We start from the raw sequence: 16,907 nt of genomic DNA on the forward strand, positions 1-16,907 counted from the left end.
ACGACAGCGCCGGGCGGCAAGCATTGAGCAATGATTCGACAATTCGGCAGCGGTCCCAGCTGCCCGTGACGTGGCGACTGCCTAATGCTGAGCATTGCGAGATCTGGCGAACAGGTAAAGCAGGACGTGGTATCGGTATCGATCCCGGGCCAGTGGCTCCAACAGACCGGCATCGACCAACGTCTCCAGCGAGCGTCGCGTCACGCCTGGTTCCTCACCCAGCAGCGCCGCCGCTTCCTCAAGGGTGAAGCGTTGCGATCCTGCCTGCGCGGGCAGCAAGAACGCGCGTGCCTGCCCCTCATCCAAAAGGTTGTAGCCGCGCTCGAAGGATGCCTGGACCGACAGATCCTCCACTTCCAGCACGCTCAGCCGCCGCAGGTCGTCTTCGAGGGCGTCGACCGTCTGGGGGAGAGACCAGCCGGGACGCGCGGCGTGCCGGGAGGCAAGGACGCGCACCGCCAGGGGGAGCCGACCGGTCAGTTCCCCCAGGCGGTGAAGGGCTGGGATGTCCGTCTCAAGGGTCTGCGTGCCGGAGATGCGGGTGAACATTTCCACCGCCGTTTCAAGGGGTGGGACCTCCAGCGGAATCCGGACGGTCGTCGGCAGGCTGCCGAGCCGGGCACGGCTGGTGACCAGCACGGCGCAGTGCGGGGACCCTGGCAGCAGGTGACGCACGTGCTCGGCGTCCCGAGCGTCGTCCAGCACGAGAAGCATCCTGCGTCGCGCCATCAGGGTGCGGAAGAGCGCCGCGCGCTCAGCCAGGTCGCGCGGTATCACGTTCGCCGGCTCACCCAGTGTCTTGAGGAGACGGGCCAGAACCGCATGCGGGGTCGCCGGCAGCCCGTCCATGCCTTTGAGGTCGACGTGGAGTTGTCCGTCGGGAAACGCCGGAGCCACTTTGTGAGCCGCGTGTACAGCGAGGCTGGTCTTGCCGACACCGCCCATTCCCGTCACCACGGCCACCCGCGTCACCGCGTCCGGTCCGGCGGACAGGGCCGCGACCAGCGCATCGGTCTCCGCGACACGCCCGGTGAAGTCAGGGAGATCGGTCGGCAATTGAGCCAAGGGCTCGCTTGCCTTCGCACCGGAACCGGTCGGCAGGGGGGCACCGGGCTCCGCGAGAGGTTCGAGACCCGGGTCCGCCGCGAGAATGCGGTCCCTCAACCGCCGGAGCGAGGCACCGGGCCCGACGGCCAGCTCCGACAGAAGTACGCGGCGGGTGTCGTCGTACACGGCCAGCGCCTCGGCTCGCCGACCGCAGCGGTACAGCGCGATCATCAGCAGGCGGCGCAACCCTTCGCGCAAGGGGTGAGCCGCAGTCAGCCGGAGCAGTTCGGGTATGGCCTGTTGGTAGCAGCCCAGTTCCATATCCATGCGCAGGACGCACTCCTGGACGGTCAGGCGCAGCTCGACCAGCCGTGCACGCTCCGCCTCCGCCAGCGGGCCGGGGACGCCCGACAGCGGCGATCCGTTCCAGCGTCCGAGGGCGCGGAGCAACAACCGCCGCGCCTCGTCCAGGTGACCGTCGTCCCGCTGCGCGCGAGCCTGGGCCAACTCCTGCTCCAGCAGCCCGATGTCGCTGGCCGCAGCCGGCAGATCCAGCGCATAACCACGGGACACGGAGCGCAGCACACCCGTGCGGCCGGGCCGCTCGTGCGGCGCGGACAGGGCGGTACGCAGCTTCGAGATGTAGGTCCGCAGAACGGATGCCGCTCCCGCCGGCGGGCATGCCCAGACGGCGCGGATCAACTCCTCGGCCGTCGCCGGGCGGCTCCGCCGCAGCAGGAGCGCCGCCAGCACCGCCTGCTGCTGGGGGGATCCGAGAGATACCGCCTCATCTCCCCGCCAGGCGCGCAGCGGTCCCAGGAGGGCGAAGCGCAGCGGCGGGGTTTCCAGGGCGCTCACCGCGGTTTGCTGCGTCGCACCGTGGTGCGTCGGATCGACGGGGTTGGGGATCGTCCCGTTCCTCGGTACTTGTCTGGATCTCCGGTCACGCGGACAGGGCGGGCTCGCGCCCACCGGCCCTCCGAAACCGTCAGAGCGGGCGTCCGTCGATGTGGTGACGTATCGACCTCCTTGAGACGAGTGCGTGTGAGCGCGCCCATAGACATGGAGTACCGCCATCGTGTCTCGACCCGAGCCCCAAGCGTTGCCAGAGTATGAGGTACGTGTCCAGCTACCGGACGCGGTCCTGATACGTCATGAGCGGGTGGACCTCTCCCCAGGGCAGTCGCCGTACCCGGTCATTCTGACCCAACTGCACCGCAGAGCCCTCGAAGGGCGGACGCCCGTGCCGGCGCGGGTGACGGATGTCCCCGTCAATCAGGCGTCAACCTCGTGTGGGCATGTGTTCTTGAGACTTCCGCGTACAGGACAGGGCCCGGACGTCTCATCCGTCGTCCGGACACGCCTGTCCGATCACGAACGGCTCGACTGGAGATGCGCGATGCGGTGGTCGCTCAACGCGGGGGAAGGGTCCCGGCCCGCGGAGGACCAGGCGTTGCGCGCCTTGTACGAGAGGCAGGCAGACCCGCTGCACAGCTACGTCCTGCGTCTGCTGAAGGGCGATCTGTACCGGGCCGAGGACATCGTGCAAGAGACTCTGCTGCGCTGCTGGCAGCACCACGAGCTGAACGACGAAGCCGAGCTGCTACGGCCCTGGCTCTTCCGGGTGGCCCACAACCTGGTGATGGACGAGTTACGCGGGCGGCGGACCCGTACCCGCGAAGTGGACAGCGTGGAGTGGCTCACCGACACCCACCTGGAGTCGGACGGCTTCGACCAGATCCTGTACGGCGTCGTGGTCGGCGAGGCGCTGAGGAAGTTGTCGGTCCCTCATCGTGAAGTGCTCTACCTGCTCTACTTCCAAGGCCTCACCACGCAGGAAGCGGCCTTCTTCCTCGGCGTCCCGCACGGCACGGTCAAGTCCCGCGCCTTCTACGGCCTTCGCATGCTCAAAACGATGCTCCGGAGCCGAGGCAGCGACGTCACCGAGGAGAAGGAGCAATGCGAGGCCGCATGAGAGAGAGTTCTCGGCCACTGGGCGCGTCGCTCTGCGCTGTTCCCTCGCCCAGCGGGCTCGGCTACGGACAGCCCGGCCTCACCCGCGAGCCGGCAAGCCGACGCGCAGGCCGACCCCTGCCGGGTGCGGCACGCCGTGCCGGGCGAACACTCTCATCACGTCTTGATACCTGTAGTGGCCATACGATGGCGACTCCAGCATGCCGACGTCGACGAGCGAATCGAGCACGCGCAGCGTGTCGGCCGGCTCCAGGCCCAGGACTGCTGCTGCATCGGTGCCGGTGATCGACTGCTGCTCCGCCGCCGCCAGTTCACGAAAGGCCCAGGCTTGGAGAGTGGTGAGCCGCCGGTAGCTGAGATCGAAGCATCCCTGGACCGTCAGGTCGTCCAGCCGCAGCTCTTGGAGCCGGGTGCGCTCGTCCCGCAGTTCCTCGATGGTGTCGCCCAGGGTCCAGTCCGGACGGGCGGCGTGCCGCGAGGCGACGATGCGTACCGCCAGAGGAAGCAGACCACACAGGTGCGTCACCGTCCTTACGTGCCCGGGTTCCATGGGTGTCCGCCTGCAGCCGACGATGCGGGTGAACAGTAGGGCGGCTGAGTCGATGTCCATGGGGGCCAGGGGCACACGCACGGTGGTCGGCAGGCTGCCGAGCCGCGCGCGGCTGGTGACGATCACCGTGCAGTGCGATGACCCCGGCAGGAGGGCCCGTACCTGACCGACGTCAGAGGCGTTGTCGAGGAGTATCAGTATCCGGCGACCGGACACGCGCGAGCGGAAGGAGGCGGCCCTCCTGTCGGAATCCTCGGGGATGGCGCCCGCCGGAGCGCCCAGGGCACCGAGGAAATACTTGAGGACGAGGTCCGGTGGGACCGGATCGCCGTCCGGCGTGGCAAGGTCGGCGTACAGCTGGCCGTCGGGGTAGTACTCCTTGAGTCGATGGGCGACATGCACCGCCAGACTGGACTTCCCCACACCGCCCATGCCAGTGATGGCCGCGACCGGTGTCGCCAGACCGGCGGGGGCGGTGAGCCCGGCCAGCAGTTTGTCCGATTCGCTGGTGCGGCCGGTGAAGTCGGGCAAGTCGCCGGGCAGTTGCGCGGGTACGGCCGCGACGGCCGCGGGCCGGGCCCAGACCGACGGCAGCAGTTCGGGATCGGCGGCGAGTATCCGTCCGTACAGGGCCTGCAGAGGCGGAGTGGGCTCGATACCGAGTTGCTCCACGAGCGCGCGGCGGGCGTCGTGGTAGACGGCCAGCGCCTCGGCTTGGCGATCGCCCTGGTAAAGGGCGACCATCAGCAATTGCCGCAGTCTCTCGCGCAAGGGGTGCTCGGACGTCAGACGGATGAGCTCCGGAACGACCCGCTGATGTTGTCCGAGTCTCATGTCCGCTTCCAGCGCCCGTTCTTGGCACAACAGGCGCAGCTCCGTGAGACGACTGCGCTCGGAGTGGGCGAGCGGACCAGGAAGACCTCCCAGCGGCGGTCCGCTCCAGTGCTCCAACGCACGCTTCAGAAGCTCCCTGGCCTCCGTGTAACGCGCCTTGGAGAAACGTCTCTCCGCAGTCTGCATGTCACGCTCGAACAGCTCCAGATCACAGCTGTTCCCGTCCTTCGACAGGAAGTAGCCACTTGGCGTGGAGCGCAGGAGACCGGCGGTCCGGGATCGGTACCGCCCGGGCTCCAGGGCTGCTCTCAGTCGCGATATGTAGGTGCGGACCACGGAGATCGCTCCGGCCGGTGGATCTTTCCACACCGCGGCGACCAGTTCCTCCACGGAGACGGACTGCCCACGCCTCAGCAGCAGCGCCGCGAGGACGGCACGCTGCTGCGGTGGACCCAGACTGATCTCCTCCTCCCCTCTGCGCGCACTCAGCGTGCCCAGCAGCGCGAAAGCGAGAGGAAAAGAGCGCCGATCGCCCACGGCCGCGCGCTCACCCGCCGCCGGACCGGAATCGGGGAGCGAGCGATCGGAGCAGGTACTCATTACCGAAGATGGGCACGAGGAAGACAACGATGCTCCCTGAGTGATGTGCAGAGCGCCGGATTTCCTGGCAGGTCGCGCGAAGCGTGAACGGGGGCAGGGTGGCAAAGCGGTGAGCCGCTGCGCCCCGCGGACACGAGAGGTTACCCCTGCCAGGCACCGTGGTGTGTGTCACAGGACGTTCCGCTCTGCGGGAGGGCGCGCTCCCCTCTCAGTCCTACCGCTCTGGCCTGCGAGAACATGCCCTGAATCGGGAATCTCGTGGTGCTGCGGACCCTGTTCTCCTAGTGGTTGTCGTGGTGGACCGTAATTGCGCCGCGGCACCTGGCCGCACAAGGTGGGGCAACGAACCAGCTCATTGAACTGACGCCGGTGTGCGAAAACTTGATGATCTGCCGCCAGGAATCCACGTCCCCCTCCGGTGCGCCCGCACCCACAACGGACCGGGCACACGACATCCGCTCGGAGGCGGGACGGCGAACAGACCACTCGCGGGGCCTGTTGCTGGTGCCGCAGGAGGACGACGCCCCGAAAGGCGAGCGAGACACATGAACCCGACCGACGACGGCCTCATGAAGTTCCTTGCGCTGGGTCCGGTCCAGGTACTGCGCGGTGGTTCCCCCCTCGGCCTGGGGCCGCCCCAGCGCAAGGTGCTGCTCGCCCGCCTGCTCATCGAGGAGGGCCGGTCGGTCCCGGTGCCCGAGCTGATCAGGTGCCTGTGGCGGGACGAGCCGCCGCCGGGTGCCGTCTCCTCGCTCCGGGCACATGTCAGCCGCCTCCGCTCGGTGCTGGACCCGGCGCGCAAGGGCCTCTCCGCGATCCTCGTCGCCGAAGCCTCCGGCTACGCCCTCAGAGTGCCCCGTGGGGCCCGCGACACCGCGGTGTTCGAAGACGCCGTGCACCGAGCCAGGACAGAGGCGGGGCGGGGCCTCTTGGCGCAGGCTCGCCGCGGACTCGACGAAGCGCTCGGTCTGTGGCGTGGCCGGGCCTTCCAGGACGTCGCGGAGCAGGACTTCGCTGTGCGTGCGCGCAGCCGTCTCGACGCGCTGCTTCAGGAAGCCAGAGAACTGCAGGCGACCGTCCTGCTGAAGCAGGGAGATGTCCCGCAGGCGATCAGGGCGGGGGACAGCCTCATCATGAGCACACCACTGCGCGAGGCTTCCTGGGCCCTGATGATGCGTGCCTTGTACGCAGACGGGCGTCAGACCGAGGCACTGCATCACTACGAGCGCTTCCGCAGCTTGCTGGCAGAACAGGGGCTTGAGCCGAGCCCTGAACTCAAACGGCTGCAGACCGGCATCCTCCGGCACGACACCGGTGTCGTGGCCGACGTGAGCCTGACCTCGGCCCGTGCCCTCTCCTCCGCTTCCCAGAGGGTGGGGCGCGCCTTCCCCCTGGCGGGGCGGGCGGAGGAGATGTCACAGCTGTCCGCGGTTCTGTCACGGGCCGCCGCGGGACGGATGGGCTGTGCGGTGGTCTCCGGTGAGCCCGGCATCGGCAAGTCGCGCTTGCTTCAGGAACTGGCGGCACGTGCCGAATCGGCGGGATTCACGGTCCTGCACGCCACGGCCGGCCTCGTGCCCGGCCCGGACGGTGAGCCTGCGCCGTCGTCGCCCGCCGCTCAGCTTCTCCACGCGCTGCGGCTGCGAGGACGCGGCCGTGGCACGTACCAGGACAGACCGAAGGGAACGAGGGGGTTCTCTCAGGCCATGACCGGTCGCCCCGTCATCTGCCTGGTGGACGACGTCGACGCGGCCACCCCCGAATTCCGGGCCCAGTTGACACGACTCGTCGCCGATCTGCCGGAGGGCCCGACAGCGGTGGTGTGCGCGATGCGGGACGTACACGACCCGATGTCCAGCGACCTGCTCACCGCTCTCGCCCGGAAGGGGGCGACCTGGCTCGTGCTGGAGCCTCTGACCCCGTCCGAGATCGTCGACATGGCCGCCGGGTTCGGCGAACCCGTCACATCGGCACACGCGGTGGCCCTGCATCAGCGCAGTGCCGGAAACCCCTTCGTCGTCTCCGAGTTGCTCAAGCTGCCTGCGGACCGACGTACGGGAGCCGGAGCCCGAGTGCCCACTGCGGTGCGGAGCGCTGTACTGAGCCGTCTGTTCGAACTCCCGGACCCGATAGGGGAACTGCTTGCGCACGCCGCAGTGGACGGCGAGTGGCTGGACATGGAGCTGCTTGCCGACATCCTGGACATCCCTCTGCGGGAACTCCTGCCACTGGTCGACACCGCCGTGGCCGCCCGCCTGCTGATATGGGAAGCGGATCCGGACGGCCGGGCCACCAGCGGCTACCGGTTCCCGGAACTCCCCCGGGAAGTGGTGCTCAGCACGCTCGCTCCGTCCACACGACAGATCCTCCATGCCACGTTCGCCGAGCGCCTGACCTCGCAGAAAGACCCCGACCAGGAGCGTATCGCCCGTCACCTGCGCGGGGCGGGCGCGGCCCGTGCAGGGCTTTCCGGAAGGTAGCCGGACCGGCGATACCCGCGGATCACGCAGGCCACAAGGCTCTCCATCATCGGCAGGCGTGACGGAGCAGGAGGCCGACATGCCGGCACGGTCAGCGATCAGCCGAGTGGAAGACGTACGCACGCCGCTCCTGATCACCCAGGGCGCCGACGACGCCCGAGTGATACCCCGCCCGTGAACACCGTAGGCATCCTGGGTGCGGGCAAGGTCGGCACGGCGCTGGGGCGGCTGGCCCTGGCCGCCGGCTACCGGGTGCTCATCGCGGGCTCGGGCGGCCCCGCCAAGATCGCGCTCCCATCAAGGTTCCCACCCCTGGCGCGGCCCCGGTCACCGCGGCTCAGGCCGCCGCGGCGGCGGACGTCGTCATCCTGGCGCTGCCGCTGGTGAGCGCCCGGGCACACCGGGATCCCCGGCAAGGCCGTCGCGTCGAGTGGGCGCACCTGTGTGGCACGTCCGGCTCGCCGGAGGAGCACCGGTATGTCACCGACGAGTCGGTGCCGAGGTGTCTCGGTGCTGCGTTCGTGAGGAGCCCGGCGGCCGACGGAGAGCTGGGCGCAGTGGTTTGCGCCGGTGCTCGTCGGGTCGTCGCCGGGGTCGTGCAGCCGGACCTCGATGAGGACGGTGACCGTCTCAGGGGCGGGGAATGTTGCGCAGATTGGCGCGGGCCAGGTCGAGCATCTTGCCGACGCCCCCGTCGAGCACTGTCCGGCCCGCGGCGAAGGCGAATCCCTTGACCTGGGCGGCGGAGATGTGCGGCGGGATCGACAGCGCGTTGGGGTCGGTCACCAGGTCGACCAGGAACGGTCCGTCATGGGCCAGCGCCCTCTTGAGTCCTTCGACGACATCCCCGGGGCGCTCGATGCGGATCGCCTCGATGCCGGCGCTGCGGGCGATCGCCGCGTAGTCCACCGGCTCGTGGTCGGTCTCGTGCTCGGGCAGCCCCTCGACCAGCATCTCCAACTTCACCATCCCCAGGGATGAGTTGTTGAAGACGATCGTCTTCACCGGCAGATCGTGCAGCTTCACTGTAAGCAACTCGCCCATGAGCATGCCCAGTCCACCGTCGCCCGACATCGAGATCACCTGACGGCCGGCGTAAGCGAACTGCGCGCCGATGGCGTGCGGCAGCGCGTTGGCCATCGTGCCATGCAGGAACGAACCGATCACCCGGCGCCGCCCATTGGGAGTCAGATAACGCGCCGCCCACACATTGGACATGCCGGTGTCCACGGTGAACACCGCATCGTCGGCAGCGAGATCGTCCAGAACCGAGGCCGCGTACTCAGGGTGGATCGGGGTGTGCCGCCCGACGTCGTGGGTGTAGGCGGAGACCACCGTCTCCAGCGACTTGGCATGCTTGCGCAGCATACGGTCCAGATAGGCACGGTCCCGCTTCGCCCCGACCAACGGCAGCACAGCCCGCAGCGTCTCCCGGACGTCGCCATGGACCCCGAGTTCCAGCACGGTGCGACGGCCGAGACGGCCGGCATCGTGGTCGATCTGCACGGTCCGTGCCTGCGGCAGGAAGTCGTTGTACGGGAAGTCGGTGCCGAGCAGGACGACCAAGTCGGCCTCGTGCATCGCGTCGAAGCAGGCGCCGTAGCCCAGCAGACCGCTCATGCCCACGTCGTACGGGTTGTCGAACTGGATCCACTCCTTGCCCCGCAGGGAGTGCCCCACGGGGGCGGCGGCCTTCTCGGCGAGTGCCATGACCTCGGTATGCGCGTCCCGCACTCCCGCACCGCAGAACAGCATCACCTTCCGTGCCGCGTTCAGCTTCTCGGCCAGCGCCCGAACCTGGGTGTCCGGCGCGACGACCCGGCCGCGCTCAGTGACCAGATCGCTGCTTCCCGTGGGATGAGTCGCCTCGTCGTGCGCGACATCGCCAGGTATCACCAGGACCGACACCGCGCTGTTGCCAAGAGCCCGCTGCATGGCGATCCGCAGCACCCGGGGCATCTGCGCGGGGGTACTGATCATCTCGCAGTAGTCGCTGCACTCGGTGAACAGCCGTTCCGGGTGGGTCTCCTGGAAGAAGCCTGTGCCGATCTGGTGGGACGGGATGTGTGAGGCGAGTGCCAGCACGGGCGCGCCGGAGCGGTGCGCGTCGTACAGTCCCTGGATCAGATGCGTGTTTCCGGGGCCACAGCTTCCGGCACACACCGCGAGCCTTCCGGTCAGCTGTGCCTCCGCCGCCGCAGCAAACGCGGCGGCCTCCTCGTTGCGTACATGCACCCACTCGATGCCATCGGTACGGCGCACCGCGTCGACCACCGAGTTCAGGCTGTCACCCACCACGCCATAGATCCGCTCCACGCCCGCCTGGCGCAGAATGTCCACCATCTGCTGAGCCACAGTCAGATTCCGCATCGCCGGGCCTCTCCCCTCAGGCTGCACACCTGTCCCATATGACTATCGACAACCCCAATATAGTTGATGCATCCACCTTGGAGTGGCGCTGACGACAGGCATGCCGAGCACCACCGCGTCGGCGGCGTGGGTGTCGAGGTGGTCGGCGATCTCACCAGCATGTTGCTTCTCTGCCCGCCCCAGTGACATTTGTCATGGGAAGTGGTGACAGCACGCCGTGGCGAATGCGGGGCACCCAGGAGATCGTAGAGCCGATGGGCGGCGCCTCCGCGGACCGGACCCCCAGGGCAGCGCCGGGCCACCCAACAACTTACGGAGAAGCCATGCAGGACGAGATGCTGATCGTTGAGGATCTGCTGCTCACGCTGATGGACGACACATCAGGGGCGATCGCCGGTGAGGGAACGTTGTACTACACGCTCGGAGGGGCCGTGCTGGCCGAGCTCGCCCTTCGCGGCGATGTGACGGTCACGGAAGGCGACACGGGACTGACCGGCCTCAAGGTGCACGCCGTTTCCGGCCATTCGGTCGAGGATCCGCTGCTCCGGGACGCGTACCGGAAGACCGCCGAGCGCACACGAGGCGTCCAGACGCTACTTGTCGAGATCGGCGGGGAGCTGCGCAGTACGGTCCTCGACCGACTCGTAGACCGGGGCATGGTGAGCCGGGAGCGAAAGCGGAGGCTGGGCCTTTTCCACACGACTTCCCTGTCTGTCGCGAACACCCGGCACAAGGCCGAAGTCCTGCGGGAGGTGCGCGCTGCGTTGGTGGACGGAAGGATGCCCAGCGATCGTACTGCGGTGCTGATCGGGCTCATCTCCGCCAGTGGCAGCCTGCCGAGCCTCCACCACACCATTCCGTGGTCGGGGAAGGTCTACGAGCGCGCGAAGGAATTCGAGAAGGGAGCCTGGGGAGCGGACGCGGTCAACACCGCCGTGACGCGCACGCTGGTGGCGATCTCGGTAGGCAGCGCCGTCGCCGTGACCAGCGCTGCCGACTGAGACGGCATTCCGGCGGGACCGGTGGAGATGTGGCATCGACGACGAAGGCGGTCGCCCCCGACGGCTCGGCGGCGCAGCACTGCTCCCGCCGGCATAGCAACCGCGATAAGCACCAGCCCGCCCGCGGCAGCGGCAAACACTCCGTACAACGAGGGGCAGGGAATCGGTCTCCGGAGCCAATGCAGCGGGAGTGGCCGGCACCGGTGAGGGGGCGGAGCCCGATCCGCGCGGCCTCGGACAACACGACAGACGGCCCGCCGCCTCCCGTAGGCCTCCGGTAGGAGCGCGGCCTTGCCGTAGCGGACGAGCCGCGCACGTTGACCTGCGGCACCGCGTGGCCGCGGTGGGCGAGTAGCTGCACGCGGGGCTCGTATCCGTAGCTGGCGGAGGTCGAGGGCCATGACGGCGAAACAGCGCAGTGCGGGAGGGATGAGCGAGCAGCGGCGTGCGCGACTGCGGCTTGCTCCCGCGAGGCGGCGCGGCTGCTCCGAGAGCAGGGGGGCCGCGACCAGCGGTGATCGGATAGTGGAGGCCGTGGGGCTGTCGACTCGCGTCGTCAGGGGTCTCTGTCCGGCCGCCTACGAGTTCGTACTGGCGCACGCCCGAGAGGCAGCGCCGCACCACTTCAACCAGGCGCTCGACCGTGGCATTGTCCGGCTGCCGTGCTCGGCTTTCAGTCGCTGACCTTGCTGCGGGACTGGTACAGCAGGTCCTGGTACTCGGGGTGCCGGCTGATCCAGCCCGCGAAGAAGGAACAGGTGGCCAGCACCCGCAGGTTCGCGGCACGTGCCTCGTCAAGGGCTGTACGGGCCAGCGCGGACCCGACTCCCCTGCCCTCGTACTCCGCCTCCACCTCGGTGTGCACGAACGCGACGAGTTCCTTGGTGCGAATGTACTCCGCGACGCCCGCCACCTTGGACTCTCCATCGACACGGGCCTCGTAGCGCTTCGCCTCGGGCACGTCACTCACTTCGACCGCCATGTGTCCTCCTCTGCGGGGTCTGATCTCGCTCAACTCGACCGTATCCCGTCAGCCAGCACATCACCCTAACCCATCAAGTTGACGCTTCAACTTGATCCTCGCCCAGCGCGCTCGTGCCGCGACGCGGCCTCGCTGAGGGTTGCATCACCGCCATCGCGGGTAGATGAGCTGTCAACGATTTCGTTAGACTGCCCCCATGGACGCACCACCACGCTGGCTCAACCAGGAAGAGAAGGCCGCCTGGGACAGCTTCATCCGTATGCAGGAGAAACTCATCGGACGGCTGTCCCGACATGTCCAGGCCGACTCCGGCATGTCTGCCTCCGACTACATCGTGCTCGTCAGCCTCACCGAAAGAGGCGACGGACGGATGCGCTTCTCGGACCTGGTCAAACGCGTGGAGTGGGAGAAGAGCCGAGTGTCCCACCAGGTCACGCGGATGGCGAAACGCGGACTCGTGGCCAAGGAGGAATGCCCCGAGGACGGACGCGGAGCATTCATCGTCGCCACCCCGGCCGGCTACAAGGCGATCGAAGAGGCCGCACCCCCGCACGTCGAACACGTCCGCCGCCTGTTCATCGACGCCCTCACACCCAACCAGCTCAGCACACTCGCCCGGATCTCCAAGCGCATCCTGGACCACATGGAGAAACAGCCGGACTGACCCGGCGAGCGGACGCCACTGCCTGGATCACCGGAGATCAACCCCGCACCAACTCGGCCTCGAAGCGTGGAGATCGGCCGCCTCGTGACCTGGAAGTCAAACGTCAAGTTCAGAGCGCTACACCATGGTGTTGCCGTTGGCGGATTCTTCGGCGGGGACGATGTCCTGGACGACGTCCCAGTGTTCCACGATGCGTCCGTTGTCCAGCCGGAAGATGTCGACGATGGCCACGGGGTTCGGGGCCCAGCCGTGAACGATGCTGTGGGTGAAGACCAGATCGCCTTGGGCGGCGACACGCTGCGGCTCCCAGGAGAAGCCCTCCAGGTGCGGAACGACATTGCGCAGGGTGTCGAGCCCATTGGGCATCTGCGGGCTGTGCTGGATGTAGGGTTCGGCCCAGTATCGGTCTATCGCGGTGAGATCCTTGTCGGCGAACAACTCCTGCATCGCGGTGAGCACGATGTCGGTGTTGCGTTTTGCCTGTTCGTCCTGCGGGGCGGCGTGGTGGGTCATGGTCAGGCTTCCTTGATTGTTCCGGTGAAGTGGTAAAGCTTGCCGTCGACTGTCACGTTGGAGTACGACGTCCCGTTCTCGAAGTCTTCCAAACTGGTAGCTGCGGCCGGTTAGTTGCTTGGTCATGGCATGTCCTTCGGATCGTCGACCACAACCCCGATGACGAGTTGAAGTCTCAACTCATGATCGCTGCTCGCGCAAGCCTTCTGAGAGATGGAACACACTCAGGTGCTTGTAGGGCCGCTCGTGGCAAACGTTGGATGTGCGGCGCCGACCGGACCGGCGCCAACGACCCCTTCGACAGACGCTGTTGACGCTGTGGCCGCCGACGCGCCCTGGGCACGTACCCTGCGAGTCAGACGCCAGAACGCCCGGAGGCCCCATCGGGCCGCTGATGCCGCTCGCCGAGGACCCGCGCGAACAGCGCTTCCCGCAGGGCCACTTCACGAGGATCGTCCCAGAGCCGAAATCCGGTGCGGTTCATGGCATACGCGAAGCCCGTACCGGTGTCCGGGTCTGCGAAGGCGAACGACCCGCCCAGGCCCATCGTGCCGAAGGCCCGGTTCGACTCGGAGCCGAACCTGAACGCCGGGAACGGCTTGACGTACCCCAGGGAGAACCTCGTATCGACACGCAGCACCTCGTCGAACAGTCCGTCCGTCGGAGGTGGGGCAGCCATCCGCAACGCGTCCATCGTGGCGTCGGTGAGGCCGAGGGCGGCTCCGCCGGTTGCCACCTCGCCGTAGAGCCTGGCGATCGACCGCACCTGGCCGACGCCGTTGGCCGCCGGAATCTCCGCAGCCTGCACGTCCGGCCGGTTGAAGTTCTCCACGATGCCCAGCACCCGCGGATTGCCGAACGCCCTGGAGGTCAGGCTCCGTGGGTTCGCGTATGCCCGGACGAATGACACCGGCATCGCTCTGAGGTGCAGCATCACCTCCCAGGGACGAAATCCGTGGATACGGGCGATCCGATCGCGATCAGTGTCCTGCGGCAGACCGAAGTGGAAGTCGAGGCCGAGCGGCGTCGCGACCTCGTCGGCGAAGAACCGGCCGATACGACGTTTCCCAGGGTCGATCCGGCTGATGAGCTCACTCTCGTACCAGCCCAACGACTGGCCGTGGTAGCCGTGCCGGGTGCCCGGCTCCCATGCCGGACGCTGCTCGGCAAGAGCCGTGGAGAGAACGCGGGACCCCTTCAGGTCGCCGAGCCCAAGTGGCCGGTCGATCACCGGCAGCCCCGCCTGATGGGCGAGCAACTGGCGGACGGTGACATCTCCCTTGCCGGCGGCGGCGAACTCGGGCCAGTAGGTCGCCACGCGCTCGTCGTGGTCGAGCAGGCCACGTGCATGCAACACCGCGAGCGCCACTGCCGCCACGCCCTTGGATGTCGAGAAGACCGGCACCATCGTGTCCGCCTCCCAGGGGACACGGTTGTGGCCGTCCCGGTATCCGCCCCAGAGGTCAACGACCTTCCGCCCGCCGTGGTAGACGACACAGGCGGCGCCGATCTCGTTGCGTACGGCGAAGTTCTCGCGAAAGGCGTCGGCCACTGCGCCATAGCCTTCATCCACGTCCCCGCGAACCATGCGGCCTGGCACATCGAGCTTGAAGACCACTGCTTTCCCTTCATTTCGACCGGCTCCTACCCTGGCGCGCCCGGTGACCGGCTGGGAGGGACTGGCGATCCCTCCCTACCGGGGACAGGATGGGCACGTGGATCGATCGAGACTGGCGGATTTCCTCCGGCGCCGCCGCGCCGCTGTTGTCCCGGACCGGCCGTCGGCTCGCCGGGTCGCCGGCCTGCGTCGCGAGGAAGTCGCCGAGCGCGCCTTCATCTCCACGGACTACTACACGCGGCTCGAACAACGTCGCGGGCCGCGCCCGTCCGAGCAGGTGACGGCAGCGCTCGCGAGCGCGCTCCAGCTCACCGCCGACGAGCGAGACCACCTGTTCGCACTCATCGGGCACAACCCACCGATCCGCACCACCGGCATCGAGCAGATCGATCCGGCACTGGGGCTGGTTCTGGATTCGCTGGATCGCGGGGCGGCGCTGGTGACCTCCAACATCGGCCAGACCCTGCTGCAGAACCCATTGGCTCAGGCCCTGTTCGGCGACCAGACGCGGTTCACCGGACTCGACCGCAGCGGCTACTACCGCTGGTTCGCCCGCCCCGAAGAACGCGACATCTATCCCGCCGACATCCACACAGCACAGAGCCAGACGTACGCGGCCAGCATGCGCGCGGCGATGGACATCGGGCCGGACGTCGCCGAGATGACCGCCACGGTGACGGCGTTGCTCACCATCAGCGCCGAGTTCGCCGCATTGTGGAGCCGTCACGAAGTGCATGTCTGCCAACAAGAAACCACCTCGGTCCTGCACCCGGTGGCCGGACGCATCGACCTCGACTGTCATGTCGTCTTCGGTGAGAGCCGCCGCCAGAAACTACTCGTGCTGAAGCCGCGACACGACATCGACCTCCGCGAGATCATGAGGCATCCCGCTGTGCCTGTGTGACTGCTCACGATGTCCATCAGGTGCAGGCGGACATGCGGCGAAGCTGGAGGCAGCGACCGTAGAATCCGCCGGCGGCGGCTCGATCGGCGATGTGCGCCTGGTCGTGCCGGCCCGGGTCAGCGGAAGAGATCGGTCTGGCCGTTCGACGCGGTCAGGCCACCCTCGACGGCGATGTGCGCGCCGTTGACATACGAGGCGCCGGAGCCGACGAGGAACGCCACGACAGCGGCCACCTCGGCGGGATCGCCGGGTCGGCCCATGGGCACACGGTCGTCGAACCGGTCGCGCAACGATGTACCTTCGGCGAGCGCCATCCGGATCTCCTCGTGGCTGGTCGTCACACCGGGATGGACCGCGTTGACCCGGATCTCCCGGCCATGGTCGAGGGCCATCGCGTTGGTCAGATTGGCCACCGCTCCCTTGGTCGCGTTGTAAGCAGCCTGCGTCCAGTCACCCCGCATGCCACGGTGCCCGGCAGCGCCAGCCCCGCGTTGTTGACCAGGACGTCCAGACGCCCGAACCGCTCGGCCACCCCGTCCATGAGCGCGGTGACGGCGGCCAGGTCGGAGACGTCGCCCACCCACGGGTGCATGTCGCCCCCGTCCGAGAGCTCGGTGAGCCCGCTGCTCCCTTCCGCCTTTTGCTCGGCGGCCGGGAAGTCGCCGGTCGCGCCGACACTGCCGAAGTACGCCTCCTGGTGGCACACGCCGGCATGGTCGAGGAGATGCTGCCCGATCTGAGCCCGGCTGGTGTCAAGGCCGCGCGAGACACGCTGGTCGAGTTGGCCGCCGCGGTGACACACCATGGCTTCGACGATGTGAACGCCCACCTTGCCTCGGCCCTCGCCCAGGCGGCGAAGAACCTCGCGGAGCAGCGGCTCGCCGACGCCGAGGTGTCGCCGGCGATGCTTGCCCGGGAACTGAACGTCTCTGTGCGCACTCTGCAGCGCGCGTTCGCGGCGAGTGGGGAATTCGATGACCGCATACATCCGGGAACGGCGCTTGGAGTCGGCCAGGCAGGCGCTGTTGGCGTCCCGCCTGGGCGTCTCGGAGATCGCCGCGCACTGGCAGTTCGCCGACGGCAGCCACTTCAGCCGTGCCTTCAAGCAGCGCTACGGGCTCACACCCACCGAGTACGCCCGGCACAACGCCTGAGCGTCCAGGACAAACCGGGGCTCCTGGAGGGGCACCCCTGCGAGGTTCCGGCGGATCCCGCCAAGGTCCACTGTGAACCTCTTACCGGGACTGTTGCAGAAAGGCCCGGCGTTCACGCCGAGGATGAATGCATCTCAAGACTGCTCTGACGTGCACTTTTAGAGCGGACGTTTTTGCTGCTCGATGTACCGGCGGACGATCGCCAACGGTGCTCCG

16 protein-coding genes are annotated in these 16,907 nt (G+C 68.0%); 7 read left to right on the forward strand and 9 right to left on the reverse strand.

Annotated features, from left to right (window positions below; genetic code table 11):
• Positions 1–81 precede the first annotated feature (81 nt).
• Positions 82–1,905: a BTAD domain-containing putative transcriptional regulator gene (locus tag ACIRFL_RS34355; protein ID WP_404036526.1), complete on the reverse strand. Its 1,824-nt coding sequence runs from the start codon at positions 1,903–1,905 to the stop codon at positions 82–84.
• A 541-nt stretch (positions 1,906–2,446) separates the two neighbouring features.
• Between ACIRFL_RS34355 and ACIRFL_RS34360 the strand changes: the two genes are divergently transcribed.
• Positions 2,447–3,022, forward strand: coding sequence for a sigma-70 family RNA polymerase sigma factor (locus ACIRFL_RS34360; protein ID WP_404036529.1), 576 nt, complete (start codon positions 2,447–2,449; stop codon positions 3,020–3,022).
• A gap of 78 nt (positions 3,023–3,100) precedes the next feature.
• On the opposite strand, the gene ACIRFL_RS34365 is transcribed toward ACIRFL_RS34360, so the two are convergent.
• On the reverse strand, positions 3,101–4,942 hold the full coding sequence (locus ACIRFL_RS34365; RefSeq protein WP_404036532.1) for a BTAD domain-containing putative transcriptional regulator: 1,842 nt from the start codon (positions 4,940–4,942) through the stop codon (positions 3,101–3,103).
• Positions 4,943–5,550: 608 nt separating this feature from the next.
• On the opposite strand from ACIRFL_RS34365, the gene ACIRFL_RS34370 reads away from it, so the two are divergent.
• The gene (locus ACIRFL_RS34370; RefSeq protein WP_404036535.1) at positions 5,551–7,485 is read left to right on the forward strand and encodes a BTAD domain-containing putative transcriptional regulator; all 1,935 of its coding nucleotides are present in this window, start codon (positions 5,551–5,553) and stop codon (positions 7,483–7,485) included.
• Between the two features lie 174 nt (positions 7,486–7,659).
• Positions 7,660–7,872 carry an NAD(P)-binding domain-containing protein gene (locus tag ACIRFL_RS34375; protein ID WP_404036538.1) on the forward strand — a complete coding sequence of 71 codons (213 nt, stop codon included), beginning with the start codon at positions 7,660–7,662 and terminating at the stop codon, positions 7,870–7,872.
• Between the two features lie 243 nt (positions 7,873–8,115).
• Here the strand turns inward: ACIRFL_RS34375 and ACIRFL_RS34380 are convergent, their stop codons facing one another.
• A complete protein-coding gene (locus tag ACIRFL_RS34380; protein ID WP_404036541.1) occupies positions 8,116–9,855 on the reverse strand; it encodes a pyruvate dehydrogenase in 1,740 nt (579 codons plus the stop codon).
• Between the two features lie 323 nt (positions 9,856–10,178).
• On the opposite strand from ACIRFL_RS34380, the gene ACIRFL_RS34385 reads away from it, so the two are divergent.
• Positions 10,179–10,856, forward strand: coding sequence for a GPP34 family phosphoprotein (locus ACIRFL_RS34385; RefSeq protein WP_404036544.1), 678 nt, complete (start codon positions 10,179–10,181; stop codon positions 10,854–10,856).
• A 673-nt stretch (positions 10,857–11,529) separates the two neighbouring features.
• Here ACIRFL_RS34385 and ACIRFL_RS34390 read toward each other — a convergent pair.
• Positions 11,530–11,838 carry a GNAT family N-acetyltransferase gene (locus tag ACIRFL_RS34390; protein WP_404036547.1) on the reverse strand — a complete coding sequence of 103 codons (309 nt, stop codon included), beginning with the start codon at positions 11,836–11,838 and terminating at the stop codon, positions 11,530–11,532.
• Positions 11,839–12,034: 196 nt separating this feature from the next.
• Between ACIRFL_RS34390 and ACIRFL_RS34395 the strand changes: the two genes are divergently transcribed.
• On the forward strand, positions 12,035–12,502 hold the full coding sequence (locus ACIRFL_RS34395) for a MarR family winged helix-turn-helix transcriptional regulator (RefSeq protein ID WP_404036550.1): 468 nt from the start codon (positions 12,035–12,037) through the stop codon (positions 12,500–12,502).
• 117 nt (positions 12,503–12,619) lie between these two features.
• Here ACIRFL_RS34395 and ACIRFL_RS34400 read toward each other — a convergent pair whose 3' ends face one another.
• The 3 genes from ACIRFL_RS34400 to ACIRFL_RS34410 all read right to left on the reverse strand — a co-directional run bounded on the left by ACIRFL_RS34400 (position 12,620) and on the right by ACIRFL_RS34410 (position 14,633).
• Positions 12,620–13,015 carry a nuclear transport factor 2 family protein gene (locus ACIRFL_RS34400; protein ID WP_404036553.1) on the reverse strand — a complete coding sequence of 132 codons (396 nt, stop codon included), beginning with the start codon at positions 13,013–13,015 and terminating at the stop codon, positions 12,620–12,622.
• A 2-nt stretch (positions 13,016–13,017) separates the two neighbouring features.
• Complete coding sequence (locus tag ACIRFL_RS34405; protein ID WP_404036556.1) at positions 13,018–13,107, reverse strand: hypothetical protein; 90 nt, start codon at positions 13,105–13,107, stop codon at positions 13,018–13,020.
• Between the two features lie 263 nt (positions 13,108–13,370).
• The gene (locus ACIRFL_RS34410) at positions 13,371–14,633 is read right to left on the reverse strand and encodes a serine hydrolase domain-containing protein (RefSeq protein WP_404036559.1); all 1,263 of its coding nucleotides are present in this window, start codon (positions 14,631–14,633) and stop codon (positions 13,371–13,373) included.
• Positions 14,634–14,676: 43 nt separating this feature from the next.
• Here ACIRFL_RS34410 and ACIRFL_RS34415 point away from each other — a divergent pair, with 43 nt between their 5' ends.
• Positions 14,677–15,537: a helix-turn-helix transcriptional regulator gene (locus ACIRFL_RS34415; protein ID WP_404036561.1), complete on the forward strand. Its 861-nt coding sequence runs from the start codon at positions 14,677–14,679 to the stop codon at positions 15,535–15,537.
• 116 nt (positions 15,538–15,653) lie between these two features.
• Here the strand turns inward: ACIRFL_RS34415 and ACIRFL_RS34420 are convergent, their stop codons facing one another.
• Complete coding sequence (locus ACIRFL_RS34420) at positions 15,654–15,950, reverse strand: SDR family oxidoreductase (protein ID WP_404036564.1); 297 nt, start codon at positions 15,948–15,950, stop codon at positions 15,654–15,656.
• Positions 15,938–16,525 carry an SDR family NAD(P)-dependent oxidoreductase gene (locus tag ACIRFL_RS34425; protein ID WP_404036567.1) on the reverse strand — a complete coding sequence of 196 codons (588 nt, stop codon included), beginning with the start codon at positions 16,523–16,525 and terminating at the stop codon, positions 15,938–15,940. Before ACIRFL_RS34425 ends, ACIRFL_RS34420 begins: the two co-directional genes overlap by 13 nt.
• Between ACIRFL_RS34425 and ACIRFL_RS34430 the strand changes: the two genes are divergently transcribed.
• Positions 16,512–16,691: a helix-turn-helix transcriptional regulator gene (locus tag ACIRFL_RS34430; protein WP_404036570.1), complete on the forward strand. Its 180-nt coding sequence runs from the start codon at positions 16,512–16,514 to the stop codon at positions 16,689–16,691. The two genes, ACIRFL_RS34425 and ACIRFL_RS34430, sit on opposite strands and share 14 nt — an antisense overlap.
• Positions 16,692–16,907: the final 216 nt, after the last annotated feature.

The organism is Streptomyces sp. NPDC102462, from assembly GCF_044765425.1.
GTDB lineage: Bacteria > Actinomycetota > Actinomycetes > Streptomycetales > Streptomycetaceae > Streptomyces.

Bases quoted from the DNA above. Each gene is read 5' to 3' on its own strand.
- ACIRFL_RS34400 (WP_404036553.1), bottom strand. From the start codon at position 13,015: ATGACCCACCACGCCGCCCCGCAGGACGAACAGGCAAAACGCAACACC.
- ACIRFL_RS34380 (WP_404036541.1), bottom strand. From the start codon at position 9,855: ATGCGGAATCTGACTGTGGCTCAGCAGATGGTGGACATTCTGCGCCAG.
- ACIRFL_RS34370 (WP_404036535.1), top strand. From the start codon at position 5,551: ATGAACCCGACCGACGACGGCCTCATGAAGTTCCTTGCGCTGGGTCCG.
- ACIRFL_RS34390 (WP_404036547.1), bottom strand. From the start codon at position 11,838: ATGGCGGTCGAAGTGAGTGACGTGCCCGAGGCGAAGCGCTACGAGGCC.
- ACIRFL_RS34395 (WP_404036550.1), top strand. From the start codon at position 12,035: ATGGACGCACCACCACGCTGGCTCAACCAGGAAGAGAAGGCCGCCTGG.
- ACIRFL_RS34430 (WP_404036570.1), top strand. From the start codon at position 16,512: ATGACCGCATACATCCGGGAACGGCGCTTGGAGTCGGCCAGGCAGGCG.
- ACIRFL_RS34360 (WP_404036529.1), top strand. From the start codon at position 2,447: ATGCGGTGGTCGCTCAACGCGGGGGAAGGGTCCCGGCCCGCGGAGGAC.
- ACIRFL_RS34385 (WP_404036544.1), top strand. From the start codon at position 10,179: ATGCAGGACGAGATGCTGATCGTTGAGGATCTGCTGCTCACGCTGATG.
- ACIRFL_RS34425 (WP_404036567.1), bottom strand. From the start codon at position 16,525: ATGTATGCGGTCATCGAATTCCCCACTCGCCGCGAACGCGCGCTGCAG.